This is a genomic window from Allosediminivita pacifica, assembly GCF_003054175.1.
GTDB lineage: Bacteria > Pseudomonadota > Alphaproteobacteria > Rhodobacterales > Rhodobacteraceae > Allosediminivita > Allosediminivita pacifica.
This window is the reverse complement of sequence record NZ_QBKN01000056.1, coordinates 1-11,045: the sequence shown is the minus strand read 5'-3', so window position 1 is coordinate 11,045 and position 11,045 is coordinate 1. Positions and strand designations below refer to the sequence as shown.

11 protein-coding genes are annotated in these 11,045 nt (G+C 62.5%); 3 read left to right on the top strand and 8 right to left on the bottom strand.

From position 1 onward, the window contains the following. Positions 1–266 precede the first annotated feature (266 nt). Positions 267–551, top strand: a complete 285-nt coding sequence (locus tag C8N44_RS23240) for a hypothetical protein (protein ID WP_158274136.1) — start codon at positions 267–269, stop codon at positions 549–551. Between the two features lie 66 nt (positions 552–617). Beyond that, positions 618–791, top strand: coding sequence for a hypothetical protein (locus tag C8N44_RS23500; protein WP_158274135.1), 174 nt, complete (start codon positions 618–620; stop codon positions 789–791). A 267-nt stretch (positions 792–1,058) separates the two neighbouring features. Here C8N44_RS23500 and C8N44_RS22305 read toward each other — a convergent pair whose 3' ends face one another. The 5 genes from C8N44_RS22305 to C8N44_RS22285 form a co-directional block, all read right to left on the bottom strand. After that, on the bottom strand, positions 1,059–2,246 hold the full coding sequence (locus C8N44_RS22305; protein ID WP_107978915.1) for a M20 metallopeptidase family protein: 1,188 nt from the start codon (positions 2,244–2,246) through the stop codon (positions 1,059–1,061). A 75-nt stretch (positions 2,247–2,321) separates the two neighbouring features. Then, positions 2,322–3,278, bottom strand: a complete 957-nt coding sequence (locus C8N44_RS22300; RefSeq protein ID WP_107978914.1) for a TRAP transporter substrate-binding protein — start codon at positions 3,276–3,278, stop codon at positions 2,322–2,324. Further along, positions 3,275–4,111 carry a creatininase family protein gene (locus tag C8N44_RS22295; RefSeq protein WP_107978913.1) on the bottom strand — a complete coding sequence of 279 codons (837 nt, stop codon included), beginning with the start codon at positions 4,109–4,111 and terminating at the stop codon, positions 3,275–3,277. Before C8N44_RS22295 ends, C8N44_RS22300 begins: the two co-directional genes overlap by 4 nt. A gap of 19 nt (positions 4,112–4,130) precedes the next feature. Then, positions 4,131–5,408 carry a TRAP transporter large permease gene (locus C8N44_RS22290; RefSeq protein ID WP_107978912.1) on the bottom strand — a complete coding sequence of 426 codons (1,278 nt, stop codon included), beginning with the start codon at positions 5,406–5,408 and terminating at the stop codon, positions 4,131–4,133. Positions 5,409–5,418: 10 nt separating this feature from the next. Then, a complete protein-coding gene (locus C8N44_RS22285; RefSeq protein WP_107978911.1) occupies positions 5,419–5,925 on the bottom strand; it encodes a TRAP transporter small permease in 507 nt (168 codons plus the stop codon). Between the two features lie 103 nt (positions 5,926–6,028). On the opposite strand from C8N44_RS22285, the gene C8N44_RS22280 reads away from it, so the two are divergent. Beyond that, positions 6,029–6,958 (top strand): LysR substrate-binding domain-containing protein, encoded by a 930-nt coding sequence (locus tag C8N44_RS22280; RefSeq protein ID WP_107978910.1) that lies wholly within the window; start codon positions 6,029–6,031, stop codon positions 6,956–6,958. Positions 6,959–7,233: 275 nt separating this feature from the next. Here C8N44_RS22280 and C8N44_RS22275 read toward each other — a convergent pair whose 3' ends face one another. Genes C8N44_RS22275 through C8N44_RS22265 form a run of 3 tightly spaced genes read right to left on the bottom strand, consistent with a single transcriptional unit; the run spans position 7,234 to position 11,007 of the window. Further along, positions 7,234–8,457, bottom strand: coding sequence for a GIY-YIG nuclease family protein (locus tag C8N44_RS22275; protein ID WP_107978909.1), 1,224 nt, complete (start codon positions 8,455–8,457; stop codon positions 7,234–7,236). Between the two features lie 4 nt (positions 8,458–8,461). Next, complete coding sequence (locus tag C8N44_RS22270) at positions 8,462–10,525, bottom strand: DEAD/DEAH box helicase (protein ID WP_107978908.1); 2,064 nt, start codon at positions 10,523–10,525, stop codon at positions 8,462–8,464. Next, positions 10,525–11,007: a type IIL restriction-modification enzyme MmeI gene (locus C8N44_RS22265; protein ID WP_188758810.1), complete on the bottom strand. Its 483-nt coding sequence runs from the start codon at positions 11,005–11,007 to the stop codon at positions 10,525–10,527. The genes C8N44_RS22270 and C8N44_RS22265 overlap by 1 nt, the downstream gene beginning before the upstream one ends. Positions 11,008–11,045: the final 38 nt, after the last annotated feature.

The window sequence follows — 11,045 nt, the reverse complement described above, 5'->3', positions numbered from 1 at the left end:
TCAAAGTCAGGGCCAAGACGCATCTCCTGTCCGTCAAGCGTTTGCGCCATTCCGCATGGCGAAGTCCCCGGGTCAAGTGAAGGTCTTTTGAACCCGTTAAGCGCGCGGGACGCGACGCGAACTTTCGTCTGGTTCAAGGCCGCATTGATCCCGAAGGCTGCAAACCCGGCGTAACGGCAATCCCTGTGCAACCTGTCGGACAGATCAGACTTTCGTCCCAGCGCATTGCCCGGATCAGCCGGGCTGAAGCAAACAGTAGTTCCTGCGTGACGGAGCGGAAAAGCGCTCCGGACCATTCTGGGCCGTTGCGAACATTGGCCTTACGTGGGCTGTTCTGTCGCTTCAGTGGTGATGCAAACGGCATCGTGCTTGGATGGGTGGACGATGCGAAGATCTTGCCAGCGTATGGCGGCAAAACCGATGTCTTTGCGTCACTACAAGGCGTGCTGTGGGGTGACGACCAGCCAGGTAATTTCGACGCGATCATGACAGAGTCCGTGGTGGCGGCAGAGCGGTTCGAGAAAGTCCTCAAGGTTGAGCCCACCCGCTAAGCTCACAGATCTTCCATTGACTCGGGTGAAATGATTGCGTTCGCTAGCTGAACGGAGATCCACCTGATGACACCCGAAACGCATGCATCGCTCGTGATCCTTGGCTTCGCCGTCGTCGGCGTCGTCATTATGCGGAACTATTCCTGGAGATTCGACAAGCACCTCAACGAAAAATACAGGCACGGCCCAAGTCAAAGCGGATCGCGCGAAAGCTCAAACGAACAGTCTTCAACGAACTGAAGATCCAAGCGAGCAGTCTCGCCCAGAAGCTCGACTACCCGGTCAGATTCGCCGGCGCCAATGACCTAGAACTCGTTTCATAAGATCAAGCGAACCTCGAATGTGTTCGATAGGGCACGTTGCCCGAGGCCCGACCGGCTCAGGCTACATCGCGATACCGATCACCGCAGCCTGTCGGGCCCCAAAAAACTCGTCGGAACCTCTATGACACCTACCCCCGCGCATCCGGTCTGATCGCGTCACTTGCTATGACAGTCCGGCCCGACCTCACTGCATGAGCCGAACCATCGCTGTCGAGAGGGCTCTGACAGCGGTCGGAATGCAGCGCTCGTCGAGATCAAAATCGCTCCGGTGAAGCATCGTCTCGTGCCCCTCGAGCTTGGAGCCGATGCGCAGATGCGCCGCGGGCTTGCGGGTCGAGAATTCGGCGAAGTCCTCGCTGCCCATCGAGCCCTGTGGCAGCTCTATGATGTTCTCACCGCCAAGCGCCTCGGTCGCGGCGGCCAGCACGGGCTGGAGGATCTCCGGCGTGTTCACGACCGGCGGCACGCCGGTGTGGAACGTGGGCGTGATGGTAAGCCCGTGCATCTCGGCCGCGCCGCGGCAGGTGCGCTCGATGGCGGCCCGGACGGCCTCACGCACCTTGGGGTCCTGCGTGCGCGTCGTGCCCTGCAGCGTGACCGTGTCGGGGATCTGGTTGCGGGCGCTGCCGCCGTGGATCGAGCCGACGGTGAGCACCGCGGCTGAAAGCGGGGCGATCTCGCGAGAGACGATGTTCTGGAGCGCCGAGACGAGACTGCCCGCGGCGACGATCGGGTCCTTGGCAAGATGCGGGTGCGCGCCATGGCCCGACTGGCCGGTGATCTCGATGTCGAAGGGATCTGTCGAGGCAAAGGCCGTCTGCGGGTGAAAGCCCACGGTGCCGGGCGCGATGAGCGGCCAGTTGTGGTAGCCCAGAACGATGTCGGGGTCCTTGTAGTCGAACAGCCCGTCCTTGAGCATGGCCCGGGCGCCGCCGAGGCCTTCTTCGGCGGGCTGGAAGATGAACATCGCCTCGCCGGGGAGGTCGCCGAGCCGCTTCATCACTTCGGCGACGCCGAGGATGATCGCGGTGTGGGCGTCGTGGCCGCAGGCATGCATCTTGCCGTCGTTCTTCGACTTGTAGGGCGGATTGCCCGTTTCCTGGATCGGCAGGGCATCGAAATCCCCGCGCAGCGCGATCCGCTTGCCGTTGGCGCCGTTGCCGGTGTGGGCGCAGATGCCCGTCTTGCCGAAGCCGCCCTTCCAGTCGAGCCCGATGCGATCCAGTTCGCCCGAGATCATCGCCGAGGTCTCGTGCTCTTCAAAGCCGAGCTCGGGGTTTTCGTGCATGCGGCGGCGGATGGCGATGAGGGCGGGGGTGATCTCGTCGGTCAGGTGCGCGATCTGCGCGCAGATATCCTGCGGCTGGCTCATGGGAGGTGCTCGCGTTGTTATGGGAAATGGAAAGGGTGCTCCGGGCCGCGGCGGTGCGGCCCGGAGCCTGCCGGATCAGTTGTCCTGAGCGGCGATGTCGAGGATCTGCTTGTAGACCTCTTCGCCCCAGGCGGCAGTCCCAAGCTCGTCGCGCACCGACTGGGTCGCATCGATGAAGGGCTGCTTCTCGGGATAGGTGATGGTGACGCCGGCCGCTTCCATCTCCTTGATGTATTGCTCCTGCTGCTGAGGCAGAAGCTCTTCAACCTTGGCGGTCGACGCGGCGTTGGCCTCGGCAAGCAGGTCCTTGTCTGCGTCGCTGAGACCGCTGTAGAAGGGCTCGGAAACGACAACGTAGGCCGGCTTGTTGATGTAGTCGACCATCGCGATCCCGTCCTGAACCTCGTAGAACTTCTGGGCGTAGATCGTCTCGATCGGGTTTTCCTGACCGTCCACGATGCCGGTCTGCAGGGCGGTATAGACCTCGGCGAAGGCCATCGGCGTGGGGTTGGCCCCGAGCGCCCGCAGCGATTTCACGTAGTAGTCACGCTCGGGGGCGCGGAGCTTGAGGCCTTCGAGGTCTTCAATGCTCTCGATCACAACGTTTGCGCTGATCTGGCGCGGGCTGCGCGGCATGAAGCCAAGGATGCGCGCCCGGCGGGTGTCGATCAGCTCCTGGTTCCATTCCTGCCCGAAGTCGGCGTCGAGCACGGCCATGTAGTCACCGATGCCGTCCATCAGGTAGGGCACGGCGAGGTATTCGATCTCTTTCAGGCCGGGGTCGCCCGACGCAAGGATCTGGGTCGAGCCGAGCGCGAGCTGCGAATAGACCTCGTCCGGGGTGCCGAGCTGGTCGCCGGGGAAGATCGTGACGGTGTGATCGGAGTTCTCTTCGATCACGCGCTTGAATTCTTCGGCGCCGGCATACTGCGCCTCGCCCGGCTGCGCCCATGTGGCGTAGCGGATCTCGTCCGCCTGGACGGCTGCGGTCGTCGCCATCAGCGCGGCGGCGAAGGTGAGGGTATATTTCATGATATCGCTTCCCTGTTGTTGGTTTTCGGTGCGTCCGGGGTCGCCTCCCGGAAATGCGCGACGAACCGCGTGCAGAACTCCACGAGGTGCGCCGCGATCCTCTGACCTTTTTCGGCCGATGAGCGGGTCGGATCGCCGCCGGCGATCCCGTTCGAGCAATGGTCGTCGACGTTGACGGCCATGCCGATTTCGATGCCTTCGAACTTGACGCCGGCGAGCCCGGCGGTGGGCAGGCCCACGACCTTGCCGAAGGTCTCGTCCTTGCGAGCCTTGTCCATCTGGGCGAGGTGCGGGAAATAATGCAGGTAGACCGATGTGACCGGGTCACTGCCATGTGCGAAGGCGCGCTTGCCGAAGTCCCCATGCAGCTCCGTCCAGAGCTCGTCGGGGATGGACCGCCACAGGTTGATGCAGGGCACCATCAGGCCGCGTTCATTCCGGATTGCACGGATGACTTGGTCGATCAGCGGGTAGTTCCCGCTGTGTCCGTTCAACAGCACGATGCGCGTCAGTCCATGGTCGAGGAAATTGTCGATGATGTCGCGCAATGTCGCGCGGAAGGCGTCGGCCGAGAGGGCGATGCCACCGGGCACGCTGCGGAAATACTCGGCGTAGCCGAAGGGCAGAGTCGGCGCGGCAATCGCACTCGAGGCCTTCGCCACTTCGCTTGCGACCTCGCGGGTCAGCATGAAGTCCCCCATCGGGACCATCGGGCCCTGGATTTCCTGCGAGCCGAGAGGGATCAGCACCACCGGCTCGGACTCGCTCTCGATCCGGTCGCGGAATTCGAGAAAGGTCATCTCTTCCAGAAGGTGCTTGGTCTCAGAAGTCATGGTTGGGTGGCTCCAGTCGTTATTGGCCGAAGACGAGGTTCGGCAGGAAGAGGCTGATCTGCGGGAAGAGCACGAGCAGCACGATCGCGGTGAAGAGCGGGATGTAGAAGGGCAGCATCGCCTTCACCATCTGGCCATGGCCGATCTTGGCGATGTCTTGCGCAATGAACATCAGCACGCCCACGGGTGGTGTGGCGCCGCCGATGATCAGGCAGAACACCATCAGCACCCCGAAATGGACCGGGTCGATCCCGAACTGGAGGATCACCGGCACGAGGATCGGCGTCAGCACGATCTCGGCCGACGAAGCGACCATCAGCAGGCCCACCACCAGCAGCAGGGCCACGATGACGAAGAGCGCGATGGTCGGGTTCTCGGACACAGTCGAGATCGCATTGGCGATGGTGCTGGGAACGCGTTCGCGCACCATGATCCACGAAAAGGCCGAGGCGACCGCGATGATCGACAGGATGCGCGCCGTGCCCATGGCGGTGTTCACGACCGCCTGCCAGATGTCGCGGGCATGGACGTTCTTGTAGAAGAGACCGAGCAGCAGGGCGTAGAGCACCGCAACCGCCGCAGCCTCGGTCGGGGAGAAGATGCCAAAGAGGATACCGGCCACGATGATCACCGGGAACAGGATCGCCGCGGCACCGCCCTTCACGGCCGTGCCGACTTCACCCAGGGTGGCGCGTTCGTAGCGGGGCATGCCCTTGGCGCGCGCGTAGAAGTAGGTGAAGGCCATCTGCGTGGCGATGATGACGAAGCCCGGCAGGATGCCCGCCAGCAGCAGTCGCCCGATCGAAACGTTGGCCAGCGTTCCGTAGATCACCAGCGCGACAGACGGCGGGATCAGCGGGCCCACCATGGAGGAGGCGACGGTGACCGCGGCCGAAAACGGCGCGGGATAGCCCTCGCGCTTCATCGCGGGAATCAGGACCGAGCCGAGTGCGGTCGTGTCAGCGGTGGGCGAGCCGGACATGCCGGAGAAGATCAGGCTGGCGAAGATATTCACCTGCGCCAAACCGCCGTGGATGTGGCCGACGAAGGCTCGCGCCATGGCGATGATCCGGTCCGTCAGCTTGCAGGCGTTCATCAGCTCGCCCGCGAGGAAGAAAAACGGAATCGCGAGGATCAGGAACGAGTTCACCGATGCGGTCATGCGCTGGGTCAGAAGCGCGAGGTTAATGTCGGCGGCGGCGTAGTAGACCATCGACGCCGAGCCGATCGCGAAGACCAGCGGCAGCCCCATGAAGAGCAGGACCAGCAGAAGGAGGATGATGGAAACGGTCAGCATGTCGGGGCCCTCACATTGCGTCTTCGCTGCCGTAGGCGGCGTCACTGCGCCGCCGTCCGGGCCGGAGATAGAACACGCGTGCCAGGATCCCCGCGATCATGAGCACCGAGCCGACGGTCGCAGCCAGGCGAACATGGCCGAGCGTCAACGGGATCGAGGACAGATCCTGCATCATCTCGAGCCGGACAAGCGTCATCGAGGTCCAGCCGAGCACCGCGAGAAAGACCACCGAGATCGTCGCGTTGACCCAGCGGACCACCGTCCGCGCCCGCTCGGGCAGGAGCTTGAAGAAGACATCGACGTTGAGGTGCCGGCCATCAAAACAGACCGCTGCGGCCCCGATGAAGGTGACCCAGACGATCAGGAGTTTGACCACCTCCTCGCTCCAGATCAGCGGTGAGTTGAAGGCGTAGCGCAGCACGATCTGAAGCAGCGTCACCGCAACGACCACCATCAGTGTAAAGGCGGCGATCCAGCGGACGGGTCGAAAGAGATCGATCGGTTCCGAAGGTTTCATTGGAAGGTCCCTGTTGTTGAGCGGAAGACAAGCAGGGCCTTTTTAATATGTCTAACATATTGTATGTATCTATTGTTTTGTTCTAGATATGGATTGCGCCGACATGCAGGGTATCGAGATCCGCCATCTGCGCTATTTTCTTCGCGTTGCCGAGGAGTTGCACTTTGGTCGCGCAGCCGAGATCCTCGGGATCAGCCAGGCACCGCTGAGCCAGCAGATCCGCCAACTCGAGGATCGCATCGGCGTCAGATTGTTCGATCGCACGACCAGAAGGGTGAAACTGACGCCGGCCGGGCAGGTCCTGTTCGAACGGGCGCAACGCGCACTGTCGGGGGTGGATGTCGCGATTTCGGACGCCCAGTCCGCCGGCGGTCTCAAAGCTGGGCGACTGGTGATCGGCACCGTATCGTTGGCTCTGCACACATTCTTGCCAAACGCGATGCGGTCCTTCGCGGCGGGGCACCCCGCTGTAAAGCTCGACATGCTGATCTGCACGACAGAGGAGCAAATGGCGCTTCTCGAAGCGCACAAGATCGATATCGCCTTCGTCCGTCCCCCACGGTCGCTTGCGGGCATCGCGAGCCGCGAGGTTCACCGCGAGGGCTTTGTCGCCGTGCTGCCCGAGGCGTCGCCGCTTGCCACCAAGCCGGATCTGTCTGTGGCGGACATGCGCGACGAACGCTTCATCATGTTTTCGGCCATTCTCGGAATCGGCTATCAGGACGTTGTCTTGCAGCGCTGCCAGCAGGCCGGGTTCCGCCCCAACGTCGTCCAGAAAGTGAGCCACACGATGGCCATCGTCACGATGGCGGCCGCGGGACTCGGGGTAGGGATTGTCCCGTCCTGGGTCCAGAACGAGCCGCTCAGCGGCGTGGCCTACCGACCGCTTGGAGAGCTGCCACAGGCGGTATCGCTGGTCGTCGCCTGGAGAGAGAATACGACAAACCCGTTCTGCAAGGCCTTTGCGGACGCGAGTATCGCCGCAGCGAAAGCGACTAAGGCGCGCGAGGCTCCAAGGTTGCCGAGGTCATAGGCAGCAGCGTGCATGTATCGTGTTACCTACCGAGAAAGTCACCTTCTTGCAGCCCAGATGAAGCTTGCGATGTTCTCCGCTGGGTCAGGAATGGCCGAACCGGCGCGGATAGACCAATCGGAGATCGAAGTCCTAGAATTTTCCGGACGCAGCAACAGGATGCTCAGGGAGTCCCCAAAGGCCCGCGGACCAATTGCTCCTCTAAAGGTCCGTTAGCCGCTGCGCACTCCAATCTCCGGTCCAAAGTTCCACTCGGATGCCCTGGGACAAGAAGCTCACATCCGCCGGAGAATCTTCTGACTTCCTACATCATAGCGTAGTTCGTGGAGAGTGCCGTTGCGGATCGCCGCCACGGCCTGACTAACGTGATCTGGCAGGACGTAGAACCACTCTCGCGGATAGATACGTTTGCCGAACCGATCCTTGATCCAGAGATCGCGCGGTCGCGCCGCATCGAAGAAGCGATGCAACAGATTTTCGACCTTGCGCCGCGAGAGATTTTTCAACTCATAGGTTGCCACAATGTCGACTGGGGCGAGCAGGAACGTCGGGTCGTTTCGTGCGTCTGCTACGCGCCTTTGCACATCCTGCGTGGTGACCCCGATCTTGAGGAGGATGTCGCGGACCTCGGCGATAGCCGGCTCGTCGGAGCGGCTGCGCGCCACATAGATTGTTCCCGTGAGGTCGAGTTGGTCGGCCTCCCAGTCCGGATCGAGCGGGCCGATGCCGGGTCGATGAATAATGCGAGCCGTGGGATCCGCAGCAAGAGCCTTCCGAAAGGAGGAGATCAGCGGGTCGCTCTCGGTGCCGTTCGAAAAAATAACTCGCAAGCGGAGATCCCGCTTGCCGCCGCGCGCGGTCATCTCGGCCTTCTCGGCGATGTAGGCAAGCAGACCGTTCCGGATGAAGTAACCGCCCTCTTGGACGTCGATCACCTCGCGCGAGCCCACCGCTGTCGCCTCTCGCATGCCAGCCTCGAGCTCGGCCTGGAGCTCCTCAAAGGCCGGCTGGAAGACATCGAAATCTGGGCAGGGGAAAAACTCGGCCCGATGGTCCGGGAGGTGTCGCTCGGCGACAGGAGTGACGTTCTTAATCCGCGTGAAGGCCTCGGAGACATCCCCGTCGTCCTCGTCGAAGATGTCATCCAAGCTGTCAGGGATCTCATCCTCGAGTGGATCGTCCCGCCAACCCCGCGACGCCGGCGGAGCATCCGCCGGCCCTTTCGCAAGGAGCCCATTGCGATCAACATCCTTAAAGACGTCGGGGTCGGCGCGTCCTGCAAGGCCGCTCCAGATAGTTCCGAGCCGCATCTCGTCGTGATCGAAAGCGTCCTCGTTGGGCAGCCGGCCGTGCCGATCGTAGAAATCATTCACCTCGCGGACGAGACCTGCATCGCGCTCGAGCTCCGGCGGCCGCGTGCCGCGCGGCTTCAGTCGAACGTCGAGAAGGCCGAACTCGTCAGGTTCGTCGAGGATCTCGTCAAGTGTCAGGCGCGGCATGCAATCACTCCGCGGCGGACGAGCGCAGCCGCTCCGCTTTCTTGGCCCTGATGTAGGCGAGGGCCTCGGCCATGCGCTTTTCAAGCGGATCGGCCGCGTGCGGGTTGGGCTCACGCCCCTCTGCTTCGCGGAACCGCTTGATGCTTGGCCAGAGCGTGCGCGCTTCATCCTCCGTCATATGAATGCGTTGCGCGACCATTGCGCTCTGGATCTGCTTCAGGAGCGGTGTGTCCAGCGCCTTGGAGGCGACGTCGAAGCCTTCACGGAAAGGATTGATTCCGTCAATGAGGTCGATGTCGAGCTCACGGACGTTGATGAACTTCTTTACCATGTTGATCAGGTTCATCCCATCCGGCGCCTGCTCAAGCTCCTCAGGGTCTTCCGAAAGCCCCGATTGAGACGACGCCTGCTCCGCTTCCTTGCGAGCGATTGAGGCGATGTTCATGCGGGCAGCCAAGTCCTGCCGAATGGCTTCGGTCTCGTCGGCGGAGAGGTTCTCGTAGCTCTTCTCGATGATGTCGGTGAGCACCATCTGCGTTGCGACCTCGGGGGCAATGTCGTCGGCGACGGTGCGGCGGTCCATGGCTTGGCAGGCTTTGGCGACCAAGTCCTGCATGTCGTTCTCGCAAATTGCCTTCGACCGATCCGTGGGAGGTTCAATCAACCCTTTTATGCCAATATGGACGGTGCCTGTGTCGTCGACCTCCACGGGCTCGCGGATGTCGCCGTCCTCACGCCGGTAGAACCGGAAGTTGGGCTGGAGCACCTGCTCCATCAGCAAAGCGCCGGAGATCGCTTTGAGCATGTCGTTGACTGCGTCGGCCACCACCGCCGTCTCGACGCCGGGCTCGGCGATCAGGTTGGTGAACTGCGCGTGCGCCTTGCCCGTGGCATCTCGGGTGGCGCGGCCGATGATCTGGACGATCTCGGTGAGCGAAGAGCGGTAGCCGATCGTCAGGGCGTGCTCGCACCAGGGCCAGTCGAAGCCTTCTTTGGCCATGCCGAGCGCGATGATGATGTCGACCTTGTCTCGGTCGGCCGCGTCGTCGCGGCGGCCGTCGGGACCGGTGATCTGGCGGGTCAGGGCGGCCTTCACACCGCCGCGCTCCTCGTTGTCATTCACCAGGTCCGCGATCTTGAGGATCTTCCCGTCCGACTTGCGACGGACCAGATCGAAGCCCGTCTTCTCGTCGCGGCCGACATGCTCGCCGATCGCGTCGATGATCCGGCCGACCTCGTCGTTCTTCTCGCCATAGGCCTCGGCCGAGCCGCGGTGCGGGATGTGCACGATGGTTTTGAGGTCGGTGTCGAGGACGTCCGGGATCGCCGAGATGTATTTGCCCCGGTAGAAGCTGTAGCTGATCCCGAGCGACTTGAGGTGCTCGTAGCCGTCGAGTTGCTCGTAGTAGGAGTAGGTGATCGACCGGAACTTGGCCTCGTCCTCGGGCCGCAGGACCGGAATGCTGTCTCCGCGGAAGTAGCTTCCGGTCATCGCCACGACATGTGCCTTCTCGCGCACGAGCAGGCGGCGCAGGATCTCGCCCAGCCGGTTGTCGTCGCCGGCGCTGACATGGTGGAATTCGTCGATGGCGATCAGGCAGTCGTCAAAGGCTTCCGCGCCGGTCTCGGCCTCGATGGCATCGTATGCGAAGCGGAACGTCGCGTGGGTGCAGACGATCACCTCGTCGTCGGAGGCCATGAACTCTTGGAAGGCCTTCACCTTCTGCGATTTCGATCCTTCTTCTGTCCCGCTTTCACACAGGTTCCAGCGCGGCTCGACATGCCAGTCACGGAAAAAGGCGGGCCGAAGCTTGGTTGACCGGAACGAGGCGCCGATCGAGGTCTCCGGCACGGCGACGATCACCTTGCGCACACCTTGGTTCTCGAGCTTGTCGAGACCGAGGAACATCAGCGCCCGGGACTTGCCGGCGGCGGGCGGGGCCTTCAGGAGGATGAACTGCGCACCTCGGGCCTCGTAGACCCGGGCCTGCATCGACCGCATGCCCATGGCATTCGTCGTCTTGGATGTGCCCGTGCGCCCGTAGGCGACCTTCACCAGATCGACCATCACGCGGCCTCCTTCTTCAGCTTCTTCACCTTGGCCGCGTAGAGCTTGAAGAGGTGCTCGAGGCGTTCCGTGTCGGTCTTGAACGGCCGGCCGATATACATGCTCTCCAGCAGTTCGTCGTTCGCCCGGTGCGCGGCACGGAGATCCTCCGGCATTTTGTCGGGATCATAGAGTTCCGCGATCGTCGCCGGGTGGTGCTTGTAGCGGGTCTTGAGGATCGTGCGGGCGGACTGGGACAGCGCCTCGAGCTGACTCTCGGTAAAGGCTGGAACAGGAAAGGTATTCCAACCGAGGGTGTTGGAGTAGCGGAAGTCGGACTTGAGCTTCCCGCATACGGCGGCGATCCATACAAGGTGGATGCGCGATGCAATTAGAGCGATGCACCATTCCGGGGCATCATATAGAACCTGATTGAGGTTCGACGGGGCTTTGATGCTGTAACCGCCCCCCGACGGCATCGCTGTGCCAAGGTGGGATCGCAACAATCCTTAATGGGAGGCGGTCATGTCAAAGATTACCA